Origin of the sequence: Acinetobacter sp. ANC 4204 (assembly GCF_002135205.1) — a bacterium.
Classification (GTDB): domain Bacteria; phylum Pseudomonadota; class Gammaproteobacteria; order Pseudomonadales; family Moraxellaceae; genus Acinetobacter.
On record NZ_NEFZ01000002.1, the window covers coordinates 518,692 to 540,134 of the forward strand.

At 42.2% G+C, this 21,443-nt stretch carries 16 protein-coding genes; 9 read left to right on the top strand and 7 right to left on the bottom strand.

All coding sequences use genetic code 11. The annotated features are described in order from the left end of the window. Positions 1–5: 5 nt before the first annotated feature. Both B9T36_RS06290 and B9T36_RS06295 read right to left on the bottom strand, forming a co-directional pair. Positions 6–1,223, bottom strand: a complete 1,218-nt coding sequence (locus B9T36_RS06290; RefSeq protein WP_086208660.1) for an aspartate aminotransferase family protein — start codon at positions 1,221–1,223, stop codon at positions 6–8. Positions 1,224–1,294: 71 nt separating this feature from the next. Further along, positions 1,295–2,569: a Glu/Leu/Phe/Val family dehydrogenase gene (locus B9T36_RS06295; RefSeq protein WP_171248480.1), complete on the bottom strand. Its 1,275-nt coding sequence runs from the start codon at positions 2,567–2,569 to the stop codon at positions 1,295–1,297. Between the two features lie 202 nt (positions 2,570–2,771). Here B9T36_RS06295 and B9T36_RS06300 point away from each other — a divergent pair, with 202 nt between their 5' ends. Continuing rightward, positions 2,772–3,194 carry an Lrp/AsnC family transcriptional regulator gene (locus B9T36_RS06300; RefSeq protein ID WP_086208661.1) on the top strand — a complete coding sequence of 141 codons (423 nt, stop codon included), beginning with the start codon at positions 2,772–2,774 and terminating at the stop codon, positions 3,192–3,194. 202 nt (positions 3,195–3,396) lie between these two features. On the opposite strand, the gene B9T36_RS06305 is transcribed toward B9T36_RS06300, so the two are convergent. The 3 genes from B9T36_RS06305 to B9T36_RS06315 all read right to left on the bottom strand — a co-directional run bounded on the left by B9T36_RS06305 (position 3,397) and on the right by B9T36_RS06315 (position 7,760). Continuing rightward, positions 3,397–4,845, bottom strand: coding sequence for an NAD-dependent succinate-semialdehyde dehydrogenase (locus B9T36_RS06305; protein ID WP_086208895.1), 1,449 nt, complete (start codon positions 4,843–4,845; stop codon positions 3,397–3,399). A 16-nt stretch (positions 4,846–4,861) separates the two neighbouring features. Then, on the bottom strand, positions 4,862–6,124 hold the full coding sequence (gabT, locus tag B9T36_RS06310; protein ID WP_086208662.1) for a 4-aminobutyrate--2-oxoglutarate transaminase: 1,263 nt from the start codon (positions 6,122–6,124) through the stop codon (positions 4,862–4,864). Positions 6,125–6,476: 352 nt separating this feature from the next. Then, a complete protein-coding gene (locus tag B9T36_RS06315; protein ID WP_086208663.1) occupies positions 6,477–7,760 on the bottom strand; it encodes a Glu/Leu/Phe/Val family dehydrogenase in 1,284 nt (427 codons plus the stop codon). A 295-nt stretch (positions 7,761–8,055) separates the two neighbouring features. Here B9T36_RS06315 and B9T36_RS06320 point away from each other — a divergent pair, with 295 nt between their 5' ends. The 8 genes from B9T36_RS06320 (at position 8,056) to B9T36_RS06355 (ending at position 19,654) form a co-directional block, all read left to right on the top strand. Continuing rightward, positions 8,056–9,558 (top strand): PLP-dependent aminotransferase family protein, encoded by a 1,503-nt coding sequence (locus B9T36_RS06320; protein ID WP_086208664.1) that lies wholly within the window; start codon positions 8,056–8,058, stop codon positions 9,556–9,558. Positions 9,559–9,975: 417 nt separating this feature from the next. After that, positions 9,976–11,421 (top strand): amino acid permease, encoded by a 1,446-nt coding sequence (locus B9T36_RS06325; RefSeq protein ID WP_086208665.1) that lies wholly within the window; start codon positions 9,976–9,978, stop codon positions 11,419–11,421. A 400-nt stretch (positions 11,422–11,821) separates the two neighbouring features. Next, positions 11,822–13,930: a TonB-dependent receptor family protein gene (locus tag B9T36_RS06330; RefSeq protein WP_086208666.1), complete on the top strand. Its 2,109-nt coding sequence runs from the start codon at positions 11,822–11,824 to the stop codon at positions 13,928–13,930. Between the two features lie 444 nt (positions 13,931–14,374). Further along, positions 14,375–15,070, top strand: a complete 696-nt coding sequence (locus B9T36_RS06335; protein WP_086208667.1) for an alpha/beta hydrolase — start codon at positions 14,375–14,377, stop codon at positions 15,068–15,070. Positions 15,071–15,563: 493 nt separating this feature from the next. After that, entirely contained in the window at positions 15,564–17,024 is a 1,461-nt protein-coding gene (locus B9T36_RS06340) for a cytochrome ubiquinol oxidase subunit I (protein WP_086208668.1), read from the top strand. Beyond that, the gene (gene cydB / locus B9T36_RS06345; protein WP_086208669.1) at positions 17,017–18,021 is read left to right on the top strand and encodes a cytochrome d ubiquinol oxidase subunit II; all 1,005 of its coding nucleotides are present in this window, start codon (positions 17,017–17,019) and stop codon (positions 18,019–18,021) included. Before B9T36_RS06340 ends, cydB begins: the two co-directional genes overlap by 8 nt. 14 nt (positions 18,022–18,035) lie before the next feature. Then, positions 18,036–18,158: a DUF2474 family protein gene (locus B9T36_RS06350; RefSeq protein WP_086208670.1), complete on the top strand. Its 123-nt coding sequence runs from the start codon at positions 18,036–18,038 to the stop codon at positions 18,156–18,158. 74 nt (positions 18,159–18,232) lie between these two features. After that, the gene (locus B9T36_RS06355; protein WP_086208671.1) at positions 18,233–19,654 is read left to right on the top strand and encodes a PLP-dependent aminotransferase family protein; all 1,422 of its coding nucleotides are present in this window, start codon (positions 18,233–18,235) and stop codon (positions 19,652–19,654) included. Positions 19,655–19,844: 190 nt separating this feature from the next. Here B9T36_RS06355 and B9T36_RS06360 read toward each other — a convergent pair whose 3' ends face one another. Together B9T36_RS06360 and B9T36_RS06365 are read right to left on the bottom strand one after the other, a co-directional pair. After that, positions 19,845–20,234 carry a cupin domain-containing protein gene (locus B9T36_RS06360; protein ID WP_139841346.1) on the bottom strand — a complete coding sequence of 130 codons (390 nt, stop codon included), beginning with the start codon at positions 20,232–20,234 and terminating at the stop codon, positions 19,845–19,847. An 81-nt stretch (positions 20,235–20,315) separates the two neighbouring features. Continuing rightward, a complete protein-coding gene (locus tag B9T36_RS06365) occupies positions 20,316–21,431 on the bottom strand; it encodes an NAD(P)-dependent alcohol dehydrogenase (RefSeq protein WP_086208673.1) in 1,116 nt (371 codons plus the stop codon). Between the last annotated feature and the right edge of the window lie 12 nt (positions 21,432–21,443).

The following is a 21,443-nucleotide window of genomic DNA, read 5'->3' on the forward strand; positions in this document are numbered from 1 at the left end:
GCCTATCACGCGCCAACAAAGCGCGCGAGCGCACGTTCAAAGCGTTGTAAACCGGCTTCGATATCTGCTTCTGGAATAATTAATGATGGTGTAAAACGAACAACATTTGGACCTGCAACCAGCGCCAATAAGCCTTCTTCGCCCGCCAAAGTCACGATGTCTTTAGCTTTGCCTGCATATTCAGCTTTCAGTACACAGCCAATTAATAAACCTTGACCACGGACTTCTTCAAATAAGCCATAGCGTGCATTTAACTGGTTTAAGCCGTCAGCAAAAATTTGCGCACGTGTACGTACACCATTCAACACTTCTGGGGTATTGATCAAACCAAATACCGCATTTGCTACGGCAGATGCCAAGGGGTTACCGCCATAAGTCGTACCATGGTCACCCACCACAAACATGTTGGCATATTTGTCAGTTGTGATCATCGCACCAATTGGGAAACCACCGCCGAGAGCTTTGGCTGTGGTTAAAATGTCTGGAGTCACATCAGTGTTCATATAGGCATATAGAGCACCTGTACGACCCACACCTGTTTGCACTTCATCAAAAATCAGTACAGCACCATGCTGGTCACACAGTTCACGTAAGCCTTTTAAGAATTCAGGATTTGCGGTAATTACACCACCTTCACCTTGAATTGGTTCAACAATCACTGCACAAGTGTCTGCATCAATTGCTTCACGTACTGCATCTAAGTCATTGAATGGTAAGTGCTGGATACCTTCTGGAAGCGGTGCAAAGTCTTGTGAATATTTCGGTTGACCACCAGCCGTAACCGTAAATAAAGTACGACCGTGGAAAGCATTTTTGAATGCAATAATTTTATTTTTGCGCGCCGAGCCTGAAAGTAGGCCCACTTTGCGCGCAAGTTTCAAAGCCGCTTCATTGGCTTCTGCACCAGAGTTACAGAAGAACACTTTGTCTGCAAAGGTGTTATCGACCAATTGTTTTGCAAGTGCCAGTACGGGTTCGTTGGTATAACCATTGCCAATATGCCAGAGCTTTTGACCTTGCTCGACCAAAGCATTAACCGCCACAGGGTGAGCATGCCCAAGTGCATTGACCGCAATACCACCTGCAAAATCAATATATTCTTTACCTTGCTGATCCCACAAACGAGAACCTTCGCCACGCACAGGAATAAACTGAGCGGGTGCAAAAACTGGCACCATATACTGATTAAAATCTTGGCGAGTAGGTTGACTATTCTGGTTCATGGTTTGTTCTTCCTTAATAAATCTGATGTTGTTCTGTCTTGAATGTGCCCCGAAGGGCACGAAACTCCCCCTTAACCTGGGAAAATTCCTCGTTCTTTACGTGCTTTTAAGATACGTTGGCATGCCAAGATGTATGCCGCTGTACGAAGGCTGCACTGCTTTTCGCTCGAAGTGAACCAAACATCTTCAACTGCTGACACCATAAGTTTGTCTAAACGCTGATTGATCTCTTCTTCTGTCCAGAAATAGCTCGCCATGTCTTGAACCCACTCGAAGTAACTCACAGTTACACCGCCTGCGTTACACAGTACATCTGGGACTATCGTGATTTGACGCTCTAACAGAATGTCTTCTGCATCTGGATAGGTTGGACCGTTCGCACCTTCCAAGACCAATTTTGCAGTTAAGTGTTGCGCACGTTCAGCGGTAATCTGACCTTCTAAAGCAGCAGGAATTAAAATATCCATGTCCACTGTCCAGAATGCTTCGTCTTCAATTAAAGTGGCATCAGGGAAACCTGCTACACCTTTATGAATCGCAACATAGTCCTGTAACTGCTTAACATTCATGCCTTCTGCGTTAAAGATCGTACCTGTGTGGTCTTGTACACACACCACTTTCGCATTGGCTTTGTAGAATAAGTATGCAGCTTCACTACCCACGTTACCGAAACCTTGGATCGCTACACGGCTACCTTCAAGTGCAAGATTGATTTTCTTAGCCACTTCTAAACCTGTCACAAACACACCACGGCCCGTCGCACGGACACGACCTAAAGAGCCACCTAAGTGCACAGGCTTACCTGTTACTACACCTGTTACGGTATGACCTTTAATGCTTGAATAGGTGTCCATCATCCAACCCATAATGTCTGCATTGGTGCCTACATCTGGAGCAGGAATATCAGTTTGTGGGCCGATGATTGGGCTAATTTCGCTGGTAAAACGACGAGTCAGACGTTCAAGTTCTCGTGGAGACAACTTGCGAGGGTCTACACGGATACCACCTTTAGCACCGCCATACGGTAAGTTTAAAACCGCAGTTTTAATTGTCATCCACGCTGAGAGTGCCATGACTTCGTTGAGTTCAACATCTGGATGGTAACGAATACCGCCTTTACCAGGTCCACGTGACAAATTGTGCTGTACACGATAGCCTTCGAAGTGCTGAATTGAACCATCGTCCATCACAATTGGCACATCAACAATCAAAGCGCGCTTTGGACGCTTTAAAGTGTTGATGAATGGAATTAAGTCGTCTTCCAGATATGGCGCAACACGGTTAATCTGTGCAAGATAGGTCTGCCAAGCGCCACTATTGTCCATTTCATATGACAAAGACATGATATTTCCCTTTAAAATTTGCTGAATCAAATCCATTAAATAGATATGAGACACCTCCTATAGAACACATCGCCTCAGCTCGATGTAACGCTCACTAGAGTGCTTCTCAATACGCATAGTATGAAAAATCAAATTGCGCCCAAAAAGTTGTAAATTTGATTAAAATGAAATAAATTTCATCAAATTGATAACAGGAAAAGTCAAAATGAACGATACGGACAGTCAAATCCTCGGCTTACTACAAGACAATGCCCGTATCTCGATTACCGAGATTGCGAACAAGCTCCATATCTCTCGAAATACCGTACAAAAGCGTATTGAATATCTGGAAACCAGTGGTGTGATTACAGGCTATACCGTACGGATTAAACCGGGCGCTGAGAAAAATAGTATCCGTGCTTGGATGAATATTATGGTGGAAGGCACCAAGACCAGTGCAGTGGTCAAAGAGCTCAGAATCGACCCTGCTGTGCATACCTTGCATAGTACCAATGGCAAGTGGGATTTATTGGTCGAATTGAAGTCTGATAGCTTGGAAAATTTTGATCGAATTTTAGAACGAATCCGAAATATTTCAGGGATTTATAACACTGAAACCAGTATTTTACTGTCTACCTATAAAGTTTAAAGTCACTTATATGTTTGGACCGATTAAAGAAAAGAAGACACGTTATATAAAGGTGTAGTGAACTTTATTGATTTGGCTTTTGAAGTTGCTTCACTAGGTACTATTTTAAAATAAATCGACTCTTCCCTAATATACACCCATAAAAAAAAATCAGCCTTGAATGGGCAAGGCTGATTTTTTAACTGATGGTTGCTAGACGTACTTAAACAGAGATATCCACGCACAAATATTTCATTTCGAGATATTCGTCGATACCGAATTTAGAGCCTTCACGCCCTAAGCCAGACTGCTTCACACCACCAAATGGAGCCACTTCATTTGAAATCGCACCCGTGTTGATGCCCACCATACCGTACTCAAGCGCCTCACCAACACGCCACTGACGTGCTGTGTTTTGGGTAAATAGGTAGGTTGCCAGACCAAATTCGGTGTCATTGGCCATTTGAATCGCTTCTTCTTCCGTTTTAAAACGGAACAGCGGTGCCAATGGGCCAAAGGTTTCTTCTTTCGAGACTTTCATCTCTTGTGTCACTTCTGTTAAAAGTGTCGGTTCAAAGAAAGTACCACCTAAGCTTGAACGTTGACCACCGGTTTTAACCTGTGCCCCTTTACTGATGGCATCTGCAATATGTGACTGAACTTTTTCAATCGCTGCTTCATCAATCAAAGGACCTTGGGTTGAAGTCTCGATACGACCATCACCAACTTTTAAATTCGCAACAGCAACTGTCAACTTTTCAACCAATGCATCATAAATACCGTCTTGCACATAGATACGATTGGCACAAACACAGGTCTGTCCGCTATTACGGAACTTGCTGGCCATAATGCCTTGTACTGCTTGCTCAAGATTAGCATCGTCAAACACTAGCACAGGTGCATTACCGCCTAACTCTAAAGACAGTTTTTTGATGGTTGGTGCACATTGCTGCATTAAGATACGGCCAACTTGCGTTGAACCCGTGAAGCTTAACTTCTTCACTGTGTCGCTTTCACACAATGTTTTACCGACTTCAATCGCGTCACCACTGATATGCAATAACACATCTTGTGGTAAACCCGCGCGCAGTGCCAATACCTCTAAAGCATAAGCTGTCAAAGGTGTTTGCTCTGCCGGTTTCACAAGCATTGAACAACCCGCTGCAATTGCTGGCGCTGCCTTACGTGTGATCATTGCCGCAGGGAAGTTCCACGGTGTAATTGCAGCAGTAACGCCAATGGCTTGTTTGATGACCAACAAACGCTGATTTGGTAGTGTTGGTGCTAAAATATCACCATCTATACGACGAGCTTGCTCTGCAAACCAGCGAATAAATGAAGCCGCATAGCCAATTTCACCACGTGCTTCAGCCAAAGGTTTACCTTGTTCAGCAGTCAAAATCTGAGCCAATGACTCTTTATTTTCCTGCATCAAGTCAAACCAAGCCCAAAGCACATCAGCACGTTGTAGCGCAGTTTGTGCTTTCCACGCGGTTTGCGCCACTTGCGAACGTGCAATCGCTTGTTCAACTGACGCGCGGTCATGGGATTTCACCCATGCCAACGTGTCATGTGTTGCTGCATCTTTCACTTCGATGTAACCGCCATTTTCAGGCATATCAAAACGAATATCTGGATGCTGTAATAAATCTTTATATTGCGCTTGAAGCATAGTCATTACTCTTCAATTATGCTGCAGCAGAAAGTGCAAAACCTTGTTTTAAAATGTTTAAGCCAGCACGGAATTGCTCTGCAGGAATCGTTAAAGGATATAAGAAACGAATCACATTACCATAACGACCACAGGTCAAAATAAGCAAGCCATTTTGCATTGCATAGTTTTGAATCGCTTTAGCTTGATCAGCAGTTTCCAATTCAACAGCAACCATTGAGCCTAAAGCACGAATATCTTGAACAATAGAAGAAGATTGTTTAAGTTCGTTTAGCACTTCAACCAACTCTGCACCCAATACATTTGCACGTTCACAAAGACCTTCTTCTTCAATTACGTCAAGTACCGCATGTGCAGAAGCAACTGCGACAGGGTTACCTGCATAAGTACCACCTAGACCACCTGGGTTTGGTGCATCCATCACTTCAGCACGGCCTACTACGCCAGAGATTGGGAAGCCACCACCAAGGCTTTTCGCCATTGTGATTAAATCTGCTTTAGTCTCATAGTAGTCCATCGCAAACAATTTACCAGTACGCGCAAAACCTGACTGTACTTCATCTGCAATAATCAAAATACCATGTTGGTCACACAAAGCACGTAAACGCTTTAAGAATTCTGCTGGAACAACATTGAAACCGCCTTCACCTTGAACTGGTTCAAGCACAATCGCAGCAACATCATGTGCTGCAATATCTTCTGCAAAAATGTCTTCAATGCTTTGAATTGCATCATCTACAGTAATGCCTTTTGACTCTACTGGATAGCGTGCATGGAAAACACCTGCTGGCATCACACCAAAATCACGCTTGTACGGTGCAGTTTTACCTGTCATTGCCATGGTCATAAATGAGCGACCGTGGAAGCCATTACCAAAAGTCACAATACCGTGACGACCCGTATGTGAACGTGCAATTTTTACTGCATTTTCTACAGCTTCAGCACCTGTAGAGAAGAATGTTGTTTTTGCATCACCTGCAATCGGCGCACGTGCATTGATACGCTCAGCCAATGACACATAAATTTCATACGGCACGACTTGATACGCCGTATGGGTAAATTTAGTTAATTGTTCAGTAACAGCAGCAATAATTTTAGGATGGCGGTGACCTGTATTTAGTACAGCAATACCACCTGCGAAGTCGATGTATTGATTACCTTCAGCATCCCAAATCGTGGAATTTTCTGCTTTCTCCGCATACCATTGACACATGACACCAACGCCACGAGGTGTCGCTTGTAGTTTACGTGCGTTCAGTGCAGAGTGTTTACTGTCCATTTTGCATCCTCATTCTTGATTCATACATTTATAAAATTTCAGTGTCCATATCATGCTTTTGCTGATATACAAAGGACCTGTTGTTGATTTCATTCTGCGCTTTTATTGGTACTAAACGAGAGCCACTTTCTATCAGATGAAGAGAGCCAATTTACCAGTATGCTGCATCATTATTTTCCAAATATTTTTTTATTTATTAAAAATAAACAGCTTACAAAATAAAAAACAGGCACCTTTTAAAAAGGTGCCATTACAACATCAACCTACGTGTAGAGCCATTGCAACTCAACATAGCAACCGATAGAAACACTTCGTATTAACATGATGAACATTGCTCTGACCTTCTCACATTTTAGCCAGGGTAAATGCCGCGCTCTTTACGTGCCATTAAAATTCGCTCACACGCCAAAATATAAGCTGCTGTACGTAAAGAACACTGAGCAACACTCGCTTTTAACCAAACATCCGATACAGCATTTTTCATAATCGCATCCATACGCTGATTAATCTCTTCTTCTGTCCAGAAATAACTTGCAAGATCCTGTACCCATTCAAAATAGCTCACGGTCACCCCACCAGCATTACAAATCACGTCAGGAACAACAGTAATTTGACGTTCAGCTAAGATTTCATCCGCTTCCGTTAATGTCGGGCCATTGGCACCTTCTAAAATCATTTTGGTTTGAATGCTTTGTGCCACAGCAGCATCAATTACCCCTTCAAGCGCAGCAGGAATAAAAATCTCAGCCTGAATCTGCCAAAAGTTCGCGGTATGAATTTCATCTTGCTCTGCAAAACCTTTAATTTTCCCGTGTGCTTTTGAGTATTGCATCAACTTTTGAACATCAATCCCCTGCTCTTGATAGAGGGTCGCTGAGTGGTCCTGTACACAAATCACTTTGCTACCATTTTCTTGGAATAGCAGGGCAGCTTCACTACCAACATTACCAAAGCCTTGAACACAGATTCGAGCACCCGCCAAATCTAGACCAATTTGTTGTGCGACTTCACGCCCTGAAATATACACACCACGGCCTGTCGCTTTGACACGACCCAAAGAACCACCTAAATGCACAGGTTTTCCAGTCACGACACCTGTCACTGTTGAACCTGCATTCATGGAAAATGTGTCCATCATCCATGCCATTGTTTGCGGGTTAGTCCCGACATCAGGGGCAGGAATATCTTTTTGAGGGCCAATAATTAAATTAATTTCGGTGGTATAACGGCGCGTTAAGCGTTCAAGCTCACGTGGAGAGAGTTCAGTTGGATCAACACGAACACCGCCTTTAGCGCCCCCAAAAGGCAAATTCAATGCCGCACACTTGATGGTCATCCATGCAGATAGTGCCATCACCTCATCTAAGTTCACATCTGGATGGAAGCGCACGCCACCTTTCCCTGGCCCACGAGTCAGGTTATGTTGAACACGATACCCCTCAAAGTGCTTAACCGAGCCATCATCCATAATCACTGGGATATCAACAATAAGACTACGCTTCGGACGACGAAGCATATCTAAACGCTCACTCAATTCACCCAAATAAGGCGCTACTTTGTCCAGTTGTTTTAAATAATTGTTCCAAGCGGTTTCACCCTGTCCCGAATATGTGAGACCTTTGACCATGGTATTCATTTTTAAATCCTATCTATAATGCAAGCGCCGACATGCTTGCTCAAAATCAATGTCTATAAACCTGTAGGCATTTCTCAATGTGTACGTTTAAACAACCCTGCTTGTATTTTGAAATCATCTAAAAAAACTTTTGCTTTGGACGCGAGTTGTGTATATTTCCAGCCCCCTAAGTCGCGGGCTTTTGCGCCAAATGTATACAAGCAAGATGCTTTACAACTGCTGCCTGACGAGATAATTTTGCACTTGCGGTTATTGCTCTCACGAGAGCCATTTTGATTTTGTAGGAGAGAGCCAATTGCGTAGCTTGCTTGGAGATTATTTGCTGCAACGATTACAGCAAGATACCGACGGAACCCTACAATTGCGATTATTTCGCTGTTTACGCAACGCCATTATTGATAGCGTACTCGCACCTAAAACCCGCCTACCTGCATCGCGTGATTTGGCCAAAGAAATTAAAGTGTCGCGCAATACGGTCCTAAGTGCCTATGAGCAATTACAGGCTCAAGGTTATGTTGAGGCACGGACTGGTCAAGGCACATGGGTCGCAGAAAAACTGCCTGAGTCTTTTTTAGTCAAAGCTGAAAACACCCAAAATCAGGCCCAAGAAAAAAAGATCCAGCAAAATTACAGCTTGTCACAACGGGGTTCCTATCTGATTGGTTATTCAGCTGCATCGCCTTACCAATGGGGAGCTTTCGTACCCGGGGCACCTGACGTTACCGAATTTCCACATCATATTTTTAGTCGAATTCAAATGCGCCTTAGCCGTGAACCTGAAATTAATCGACTGATTTATAGCAATGCGGGAGGATGTTTAGAACTGCGTCAGGAACTGGCTGAATACCTCAAAATTGCTCGCTCAGTGCAATGTGATGCAGACCAAATCATTATTACCGAAGGAACACATCAAGCCATTGATCTGGTTTCACGCACGTTAAGCGACCCTGGAGATGAGGTCTGGATTGAGGATCCTGCCTATTGGGGGGCACGAAATATATTGCGTATTAATGGGGTAAATTTGCGCTCACTACCTGTTGATCAAGAAGGGATTATTCCTGATCTAGAGCCCAAACGCCCGCCCAAACTGATTTTTGTGACCCCATCACATCAGTATCCTTTAGGTTCACACTTAAGTTTAGAACGTCGTAAACAACTGATTTCAATTGCACGCCAACATAAAAGTTGGATTGTGGAAGATGACTATGACAGTGAATTTCGTTTTTCAGGACAACCCTTTCCCTCATTGCAAGGTTTGGAGCCAGATGCACCAGTGATTTATATGGGAACCTTCAGCAAAACCATATACCCTGCTTTGCGGATTGGTTATTTGGTCGTACCTAAAAAGCTGTTTTCTCCCTTGCGCATTGTGGCATCGGAGCTGTATCGCGGTGGACATTTGCTTGATCAGAAAGTGCTAGCTGAGTTTATTCGTGAAGGGCATTATGAAGCACATATTCGCCGTATGCGCTTGCTGTATAGTAAGCGCCATGCTTTTCTCATTGATCTAATTACACGCCATCTCGGTGCAGATTTCCTACATGAATATAATACCGCAGCAGGTTTACATCTGATTTTAAAACTGCCAAGTGCTATAGATGATGTGGTGATTGCTAGCAATGCGCTTGATCAAGGGGTGAAAGTTCGCGCACTATCGCAATACTATACCAAGCATTATTCAACGCGACAAAAAGGGCTGTTATTGGGCTTTGCTTGTGTCAGTGAGCAAGAAATATTGGTGGCTTTTGGCGTATTACTCAAGTGTCTACGCAATGCAGGCATTCGTACACTTAACTAATATTTTTATTATAAATTATAAAGTTAAACTAACAAGTCGCTTAATCCATCTACGACTAAAGCAGCAGTGACAAGACCCAACTCTGCTGCTTCATTCTATAAATTCTTCCCTCTAGAGTAAAGATTGGTTCTGCGACTTTTCACATATTCTATGTAATTGGCTCCTTTCAAATGCTAAAAAATGGCTCTCGTTTCCTTAGAACAAAAAAGAGAAATTAAGTGCATACATAAACAACATGTAACCGTTTTGTAACCAAAGTGTGATTTTTCGCGCATTGCTAGAAACATCAGGTTTATCAATTTTTACCTTAATATTGATAAAGCCTTTGAGAATTCGGTTACAGTTTTACAGGATGAGTAGTGCGAAAAAGGCTTCGCCCCATTTTGAAACTACATCCTTAAAATTAAGGAAAATTATATGGAAGCACCTCAACATACCTCTGTGCCGGATGCATCTCAGGGCTTAAAAAATGGACTTAAGTCACGCCATCTCACAATGATCTCGATTGCTGGTGTAATTGGTGGTTCACTCTTCATTGGCTCGGGTAATGTCATTTACTCAGCAGGTCCTGCTGCAGTTCTGGCTTATGCTTTTGGCGGATTACTCATCCTATTAATCATGCGCATGCTGGGTGAAATGGCTGTTCTCAATCCAGATAGTGGCTCATTTTCAACCTACGCTGATCGTGCGATTGGTCGTTGGGCTGGTTTTACCATTGGCTGGCTATATTGGTGCTCTTGGGCACTACTCATGGGTTGGGAAGCTTATGTCGCAGGTAAAATTCTCAACAGTTGGTTCCCCTTTATGCCAATCTGGGGCTACATGCTCTTAGTGATTGTGTCTTTGGTCTTAGTGAACTTACAAAACGTTAAAAACTACGGTGAATTTGAGTTCTGGTTTGCACTGATTAAAGTTATCGCGATTGTTATTTTCTTGGTCATTGGTAGCTTAGCAATCATGCATTTATGGCCTTGGAGTCAAAGTGGCGCAGCAGGTATGACGCATTTAACAGCAGAAGGTTTCATGCCAAATGGCTTTTCTGCGGTTATTACTGCCTTGCTTGGGGTAATGTTTGCCTATATTGGTGCTGAAATTGTCACTGTCGCTGCGGCAGAGTCACAAAATCCTGCTCAAGAAATCCGTAAAGCATCTAACTCGGTTGTATGGCGTATTATGCTGTTCTATGTGGGTTCAATGTTCATTACCGTTTGCCTGATTCCACATAACAACCCGCTGTTAAAAGATCCAACTTGGGGAACATATAGCGTAACGTTGTCAGCACTTGGTATTCCTGAAGCGAAACACATTGTAAATTTCGTGGTACTCACTTCAGTATGTAGCTGTTTTAACTCTGCACTTTATACCTGTTCACGTATGCTGTTTTCACTGTCTAAACGTGGTGATGCACCGAAAAGCTTTGGTTCAATCAACCGTAATGGTAGTCCGTGGATGGGCGTTTTGATCTCATCAATATTCGCTTTAGTAGCCACTTACCTCACTGCAACTGAAAGCATGAATGTCTATGATATTTTCATGCTAGCAACAGGTACAGCAGCACTATACGTGTATCTCACTATTGCTTTCTCTCAGCTACGTATGCGTAAGAAATTAGAAGCTGAAGGAAAAGTAATTGACTTCAAAATGTGGTTATTCCCTTGGCTCACGTATCTTGCAATCTTCTTTATTATTGGCGCACTTATTACCATGTTGGTTGAAGGCACTTATTTCAAAGAAGTAACCTATACCAGTTTACTTGCATTGTTTATTGTTGGATTAGGCATCTGTGCACAGAAGTTTAACTGGGGAAAGCATGCTCAAGATAAATCTGACAACACTCAGGCGGACTTAACCAACAATCTGTAATGTTAAACTAATGTCAGATTGAGCAAAATTCAACATACACTAAAACCAATGGCCTCCTAGTGAAAGCCATTGGTTTTTTAGGCTAAACTCAGCAATAAGTTCAATTTTTACTCAAATGTTAGCCACCGTTTTTATCTATCTTTTTGTATTCATATTCTAGAAAACTGTCAGCCTGTTTGATATTACAGAACCCTTTCAGAAAAGAATTTTGTATAGATTGCCGCCTCACTTTTAAGTGCTTTCACTATTCCCTTTATTCTAATAATTTTTATATAACACTTGAATAAAAAGCAAACGATTATCATTTACAGATTTCGCTAGTCAGCTTATCATTTCACAAACTTACAAATTCTCCATATTTTCTTCATATTTCACCTATACATCATTTTAAGGATCTCTTGTGTTACTCCCTCATTTCAAAAAATCAGTCCTCACACTCTGCTTATTTCCCTCCATACTTTATGCAGCCGATACAGACCCTACTGTGACGCTTAACCCGATAACTGTGCAAGCCGAAGGCAACTGGTTAGATGAAGCCAATGCACAGAAAGTACTAAATCATGCTGGAGCGCGTACAGTCATTCAGCGTGATGAGTTGATTAACCGAGGCGTAACTTCTGTCAAAGAGGCTTTACGCACTGTGCCTGGTATTCAAGCTCCTGAAAATGCAGGAACAGCAGGGAGTGATGCATCGTTAAGCATCGGTGTCCGTGGTTTAACGTCACGGTTTTCACCACGCTCACAGGTACTCGTGGACGGTGTTCCACTTTCGTTTGCCCCTTATGGTCAATCACAACTCTCCTTAGCACCCACTAGTTTAGGCAATATTGAAAGTATCGACGTGGTGCGTGGCGCGGGCTCTGTTCGCTTTGGGCCACAAAATGTAGGCGGGATTATTAACTTTAACTCGCGTACAATTCCTGAAACCTTTGCTGGAACGGTAGACCTCACTACAGAAATTGCAGAAAACGGTCATGTAAAATTTAACCCCAACTTATTTGTGGGTGGAACCTTAGACAACGGTTTAGGCTTAGCGCTGTTATATTCTGGCGTTAATGGAGAGGGTTTTCGCGATAAAAATGATGACTCTGACATCAACGATATTCGCTTAAAAGCAGCTTATGCAATAGATGAATATGCAAAAATTGAAGCCAATCTACACCGCTACGATGCAGATGTAGATATGCCTGGAGGTTTAACCCCTGCTCAATTTGCTGAAAATCCATATCAGTCCTTGCGCAATCATGATTATATGAAAGGGCATCGTACTGACGGTTCAGTTAAATACAGCTATAAAAAAGATGACAATGCCTTTGAGCTTTTGGCCTATCACACTGACACCTTCCGTGATGCAGGAATGGAACGTAGTGGATCAAAACTGTACCAAACGGCGCCACGTAATTATAAAGTGACGGCAATCGAGCCACGGTATTCGCATGCGTACCAATTTGGGACTACTGAAAATGAAGTTTCTGTGGGCTATCGCTATCTACATGAAACCAGTGAAGAAGCAGTTAATCGTGCAAGCTATAACACGGTCACAGGCCCTACAAATGAATATGCTTGGACCAAAGCAGACGGGAAAACAGATGCACATGCATTGTTCATCGACAACCGCACAGATGTGGGTGCATGGTCTCTGATTCCTGGTGTTCGTTTTGAGAAAATCAAAACCACCGAAAATATGTACAAATTAAATAAAGATGCATCGGTACTCAACGGAGTACATGCTGAAAAATCCTATGATGCAGTATTACCAAGCTTTTCAGTCATGTATAAAGCCAATGATTTGTGGAATATTTTTGCAAACTACGGTAAATCTTTTGCACCACTACAATATAGCCAAATGGCCAATACCAATGCGTCAGGTGCCTATCTGACCATGCAAGGCTTACAACCTGAAAAAGCCAATAATTATGAAATTGGTACACACTATTTAGACCCATATCTATCCCTAGAATTCACCCTGTTTTATATTGATTTTGCTGATGAATTAAAACGAGATGATGCAACTCAAACTTACTCAAATTTAGGTGCCACTGAACACAAAGGGGCTGAGTTCGGATTTAAATATAATCTCGGTGCAATCAGTGACGAACTCAGCGGTATTTCGCTATATGCCAATACCACTTACACCAAAGCAACCGCATCTGCTGGGGAAAACAAAGGACAAGATCTCGACTTTTATTCACAATGGGTAGGTAATGCTGGAATAGACTATAAAGTTGATCAATGGACACTAAACACTAATTTCTACGGTCAATCTGGTCAAACCGCATCGGGCACCCATGATGCTACTGGACGCTATGGCAACATTCCTGGTTATGGTTTAGTGGGTGTTCGGGCATCCTATGATTTTTCCAACACACAACTCAATGGTCTCAAAGTGGGCTTCGGTGTGAAGAACCTATTTGACCGTGAATACTACACACGTTCAGCGGATCAAGTCGGTGGAATGTATGTAGGCGCGCCACAAACGTATTATCTACAAACCTCATTTGATTTCTAAACATTCAATTCTAGAAAAGCAAATATTCAGGCAGGGACACCTCTCATTCATCTTTGCAAAAGTGATGTCCTCGCCTGAAACAACTTTCCCTTTATTTCTAGACAGCACCAAAAGCTGAAATAGATACTCTGTCTGATAAATGTCAGCCCCTCGGCATAAGCTGCTCAGCTCAACCTACAACCTTCAAATCTAATAAAAGATACTAGAATCCCTTAAAATAAACCGATAAAAGGTTATGCCCTACGTTTTACTAAATCTTAGATTCAATATAAAAATTAAGTATTTAAATAATAAATATGTTTTCAAAAATGACTGCGAAAATTTAGCCCACTCATCTTTTTAACTTACAATCAGTTAAATTTAACAATACAGAGCAGCATAAAACCAAACTAGTCTCCTTAAATTTTTCACGATAAGATGATAATTTAGTCTAGGGAATAGAATATGAATAATAAGCCTACAATTATATTTGTACATGGATTTTGGGGCGGTGCAGCCCATTGGTCTAAAGTTATTACCAATTTATCTCACCGCGGTTATACCGCATTGAAAGCCGTTGAACTTCCGCTTACGTCTTTAGCAGACGATGTCGAACGAACTCGTAAAATGATTGCACAAGTGCAAGGTGATGTTCTTCTGGTCGGTCACTCCTACGGCGGAGCTGTCATAACCGAAGTAGGCAATCAGCCGAATGTCGTCGGCTTAGTGTATATTGCAGCATTTGCTCCAGATACAGGAGAAAGTCCAGGTGGGATTACCCAACTGCATTTGCCCGTAGGAGCACCCAATTTAGAACCTGATAGTGACGGCTATCTTTGGGTAAAAGCAGATAAATATCATGAAAGCTTTTGTCAAGACTTAACAAATGATGAAGGCTTAGTGATGGGAATCACTCAGAAAGCCCCTGTTGCCAGTACTTTTGGCGATACAATTTCAAATCCAGCATGGAAAATCAAACCATCGTGGTATCAAATCTCAACCGAAGACCGCATGATCCACCCTGAAAACCAAGCGATGATGTCTTCACGTCTTAATGCGCAAAAAGTTATTTCGTTAAATGCAAGTCATGCTTCGCTTGCCTCTCAACCCAAAGAAGTATCTGATCTAATTGATGAAGCAGCAAACTTTCTGGCACATTAAGCACCTCAAGTGTGAGGGAGTTTCGACTCCCTCTTTTCAGATCGCACCTTATTCTGCTCACCATTCTTATATTAGATAAAAACAACTTCAAACCAATGCTAAAGTCGCGTAACAAAATGACTTTCTATAGGGATCTTAATATGCTCGTTTCACACCAAGCCAAATAATGCTAAGACACGCGATACAAACTTTGAATAACATTTTTTAACTGACTGCCTGCCAGAACTTTCTGTATATTTTTAAATAAGGAATAAAAATAAACTGATCAAAAAAGAGTTCGAAAAATATAACAAGAACTTGCGATGAATCCATTTTGTTATATTTTTATCTACGATTCTTGTACCTACTTCTACATTACATTCTCATGCAAGATTTGGATGAATATTCTAAGTAGGTAGTTTTTCATGAAACGATCTATGCTTTTTGATCACTCTTATCTAGACAGCGATGAAGTATCTCCATGCAGATACTCTCGCCAAGCATGGAGAATGCTATGAGTCTTGGATTAACTGCACTTGAGTTGGCAAGAATTCAATTTGCCTTTACTGTTTCTTTTCATATTATTTTTCCTGCTACATCCATTGGTTTGGCGTGCTTTCTCGCCATGCTGGAATGGAAATGGCTACGCACTCAAAATCCAATTTACAAAGATTTATTTAAATATTGGATTAAGATTTTTGCTGTTGCATTCGCCATGGGCGTCGTTTCTGGGGTCGTCATGGCCTATCAGTTCGGTACTAATTGGAGTGAATTCTCTCGCATCGCTGGAAGTGTCACAGGCCCTCTCCTTACCTATGAGGTTTTAAGTGCATTCTTTTTGGAAGCAGGTTTCTTGGGGATTATGCTCTTTGGTTGGGGGCGTGTCGGTCCCAAAGCCCACTTCTTTGCCACCTTAATGGTTGCTATCGGCACCTGTATCTCCATGTTCTGGATTTTGTCTTCCAACAGTTGGATGCAAACCCCTCAGGGCTTTGCCATCGAAAACGGCATTATTGTCCCGACAGACTGGTGGGCGATTGTATTTAACCCCTCCTTCCCCTATCGCTTTGCACATATGGCAACGGCAGCATTCCTTGTGTCTGGCTTGCTGGTTGTGGGCACCGCAGCATGGCATTTGTTCAAAGGCCGTCGCGATGAGTTGGTGAAAAAGTCCTTTTCCATGGGCTTATGGATGGTACTGATCACATCTTGTCTGCAAGTTGTGATTGGTGATCATCACGGTTTAAATACTTTAAAGCACCAACCTGCAAAGTTGGCAGCCATTGAAGGGCATTGGGAAACCAACCGTGACCATGCTATGCCTTTACTACTCTTCGCTTTACCAAATATGGAAACAGAGTCGAATGATCTTGAAATTGGAATTCCTTATGTAGGTAGTTTGATTCTTACCCATTCACTAGAAGGTCAAGTCACAGGCTTAAAAGATTTTTCACCCGAAGACCGTCCAAATGCCTTAATTGTATTTTGGAGCTTTCGTGTCATGGTCGGGTTGGGCATGTTGATGGTTCTACTCTCGCTCACAGCACTGTGGCTACGTAAAAAAGGCGCCTTATATGAAAGCAGTTGGTTTCATAAGTTTGCCATTATTATGGGACCTACAGGTTATATCGCGCTCCTAGCAGGTTGGGTCACCACCGAGGTCGGTCGCCAACCTTGGGTAGTGTATGGGGTAATTCGTACAAAAGAGGGCTTGTCGCATACAGTTACAGCAGATCAGGTCGGATTAAGTCTCATCATCTTTGTCTTGGTTTATACCGTGGTATTTGGTGCGGGTATTTACTATATGTTGCGCTTAATCAAGCTCGGGCCTTCATTTTCCACTCCCTTAGATGCTGTTCAAGAAGTAGGTCCAGGTCATTTTAAAACCCCTTTACGTCCGCTAAGCGCTGTAGATGAATCACTTGATTCAACAAATCGCTCTACTCCAGATAGCAAGGAGAAACCGCATGATTGATCTCGTTATGGTGTGGGTCGGAATTATCGGACTCGGTGTACTCATCTATGTGGTTATGGATGGCTTTGACTTAGGGATTGGCATCCTGTTCCCGTTCATTCACGGTAGTCAAGAGCGTGATGTGATGATGAACACGGTCGCGCCTGTTTGGGATGGCAATGAAACATGGATGGTACTGGGTGGTGCTGGGTTATTCGCTGCATTTCCTTTGGTCTATTCAACCGTTTTATCGGCACTGTATTTACCCATTATCTTTATGGTAGTGGCCTTGATTTTCCGAGGTGTCGCCTTTGAATTTCGCTTCAAAGCCACTCGAACCAAATACCTTTGGGATCTCGCATTTATTTGGGGTTCTATCTTATCGAGCTTTTTCCAAGGTGTGATCTTAGGCGCCTATATCCAAGGTATACAGACCAGCAACGGTATTTATAGTGGCGGCGTATTGGACTGGTTGACTCCATTTAGCGTGTTTACAGGCATTGGGGTCGTGGTGATGTACGCCACTTTAGGCTGCGGCTGGCTTATTTGGAAAACAGAGAAAGACTTACAACAGCGTATGTATCATCTAATGCCACGCTTGATCATAGCTTTGCTCATTATTTTTGGTGCGGTCAGTTTATATACGCCCCTGACTCATCCTGAAATTGCACAGCGCTGGTTCTCTTTACCGAACTTATTTTATTTTAGCCCCGTGCCCATTTTGGTCTTGTTATTCGTTGGATTAATTTTATCTGCATGTAAAAAGCAACATGACCTCAAGCCCTTTATTTATACCTTAGCTTTGGTGTTTTTAGCCTTTACAGGCTTCGTGATTAGTTTATGGCCGAATATTATTCCGCCATCGGTCAATATTTGGCAAGCGGCTGCGCCTGAGTCGAGTTTAAAATTCACTTTGGTCGGTGCTGCCATTTTAATCCCTATCATCCTAGCCTATACGTTCTTGTCTTATTGGGTATTCCGTGACAAAGTCCGTATTGGAGATCAGGGCTATCATTAATAGAGGAGATAAACATGAAAAAATTTGTGGATCGACTCAGCCCACAATTATGGTTTATTTTATTATGGTGCTTTGGCGTGATCTCTCTCGCACTTATTGCGGGTTTCTTCAAGCTCATGCTGAGTTTTGCATACTAAATTAATCATTTTTATGAATCGAGCATGGGACCTTAGATATCGGTCCTGTGCTTTTTAATTGTAGCGACCGCCATATGTATAAATCAGAAAAACTTGCGCTCAGCCTAAAACATTTGATTGAGAGTGGTTTTTGGAAACCGAACGACAAGTTACCTTCTCTGCGCCAGCAAGCGGAAACATCAGGCTTCAGCCTCATGACCGTGATGAATGCCTATCAGGAACTCGAAGCGCAGGGGCTGATTTATTCACAAGAAAAACTCGGTTACTTTGTCACTGGTGATGCTCAGTCAGAGCATAATGCCAATAGTGTTGTCCTCAATGAAAAAATTGAAATCAACTCTAAAATTTTCAGATACTTAAAATCCATTCAATCTGAAAAGATGATTCCCTTTGGCATCGCTTTTCCCAACAGCCAACTCTTATACTCAGCCAAGCTAATGCAAACCTTAGGACAACGTGCCAAGCACCGTCTTAGTTATGAACAAATGCCGAGTTTACCCCCAGGTAACTTTGAGTTACGGAAACTGATTGCCCAACGCTACTGCATGCAAGGGATTCCGACGGATCCATCCGATATTGTGATTACCTCAGGCGGGTTGGATGCTTTAAATCTTTCTTTGCAGGCTATGACCCAACCGGGTGATTATATTTTGCTTCAAAAAACAATATTTTATGGTGCTTGGCAAGCTGCGGAACATTTGGGTCTTAAAGTTATTAGTATTCCTGAACATGACGAGCATGGTATTGACCTCGAAGCTTTTAAAGATGCAATTGAGCGCTATCCAATTAAAGTCTGCCTGCTCATGCTCAATAGCCATAATCCGATTGGTTTTACTGTAAGTGATGAAATCAAATATCAACTGGCAAAACTGTTGCATGAACGTGATATTTATCTGATTGAAGACGATGTTTATGAAGAGCTTTATTTTGATCATAAAAAACCGCTCTCGATGAAATACTTTGATCAGAAAAATTTGGTTCTACACTGCTCTTCTTTTTCAAAAACTTTGGGTGCGGGTTTTCGAATTGGTTGGGTCTATGCGGGTAAGTTTTCAGAGCATATTCAGCATTTACAACTGATGAGCACACTTTCCGTCAACTCATTTATTCAAAATGCCTTGGTCGATTATTTGTCGCATCGACATTATGAAAAACACTTAAAAACTTTGCGTAACACCTTAAAACGTCTAAAAAATCAGTATTACACTTATTTATCTGAGCATTTGTCTGAAGATTATCAAATTCATTATTATCCATCGGGTTATTTTTTATGGATTACCCTGCCCGAGCAAGTGAATGGTAATGTAATTTATGAGCAACTCTTAGAGAAAAATATCAGCATTGCACCGGGTTCTTTATTTTATCAAACTGATCACGTGCCGCATCATATTCGCATCAATTGTTCCTTTGAAATCAATGACAGTATCCAAAATGCCTTAGATACGTTGATCAAATGTATTTATCCAAATGCTTTCGATTCAAATAATATTGTTTAAGTGGCTACTCATTGGGAGCATTTTTTATTCATTAGAATCATAAGCCCCTGTAAAAAGTAATATGACATGATCACTTCTGAACATGTCATCCAACGTTAGTACAGACTTATTTTTAAACTGAAATATATTGAGTGTTGAATGCAAAGCATTTGAATTTAAAACCGCTTAATCTTCTCATCTGTGGTAAATATTAACTTTCAACCGAAAGGTTAAGCAGTCCTTCTTCTGCGGTGAAGTGAATATCAAAGGGTTTATTGGTGATAAAGAGCATTAAGGCATCATTATCGCTTCGCGCACCATGAAACATTACAGAACCCTCAGGAAACCACACAAAATTTCCTGGCCCAAACTCACCCTGACTGGTGACCAAATGTCCCTCTAATACATACATGCCATGCGCACAATGATGCCAATGCTCCACTGTCCTAAATCCAGCTGGATAACGTAACTTCCAAATCATCATGCCAGTATCTGGATCTTGCAAGCAGGTCTTAACAGGTAATTCACTGTTTAAAAAAGGAATGGGAATAAATTCCCATGGCATGGTATTGGTATTTAGCACAAAAGGTTGATCCACCATTGTTCTGTTCCCTGAATTTATTTTTGATAACTTTTTAAAAGGAATGACCTGATCACATCAATATGATCAGGTCATTAAACATCAGCCGATTTTAATAATAGGCTTTAGCGTAACTCCTTTATGACTGTCTATCGCGGCTTGATTGATGTCATCAAAGGCATAGAACTTTACTAGTTGATCAAACGGAAATTTACCTTGTTGATACAGCGTGACTAACTCAGGAATAAATTTCTTCGGTGCGCCACTGCCTTCAACCACACCCAAAATGGTTTTTCCACCCAACAATAAATCATTCACATCAAACTGAGCGGTAGTGCCTAAAGGTGGCGCACCAACCACTGCAATTTTGCCTAAAATCCCGAGTGCATCTATGCCCTGTTTTAAGATTTCAGGTCGCCCAGTAGACTCAAGCGCGAAGTTGATTCCACCGCCTGTAATCTCTTTGATCACCGCCACAGGATCTTGCGTTTTGCTATTAATCACATGGGTTGCACCCAATTGTTTAGCCAGCTCCAAACGTGATTCGACAATGTCTACAGCAATAATCGTTGCAGCACCACAGACTTTTGCTGCAAGCAAAGCGCTTAGACCTACTGCACCGGCGCCCCATGTCACAAAGCTACTCGCAGGTGTTACTTTGAGGGCATTGATACATGCGCCCGCACCTGTTTGGATACCACACCCTAAAGGCCCAAGTAGTTCAAGTGGAACCTCTTTAGTGACCTTCACTGCATTATTTTCACGGCTTAACGCATAAGTCGCAAAGGAAGACTGAGCAAAAAAATGATCATGTACGACGGCATGATCATGGGTACAAATTGCACTGTGTCCGTCTAGGTCAGCACCACTGAAGTTGCGACCAAAGAACTCTGCGCAATAAGCAGGGTTGCCCGTATTACACTGAGTACATTTACCACAATAGCCATAACTCAACACCACATGATCACCCACTTGCAGGTCAGTGACATTCGGACCAATGGCCTCAATAATCCCTGCTCCCTCATGACCAAGAACAGCAGGCAGTGGTACAGGATAATATTGATCACGGACAATTAAGTCGGTATGGCACATACCTGTAGCCACCACTTTCACCAGTACTTCATCGCCTTGAGGCTGACGGATTTTAAGTGCTTGCAATTCAAAGTCTGCACCTTTACATGCCGTCACTGCGGCAATAATTTCTTTCATTTCGTTCATACGATTACTTCC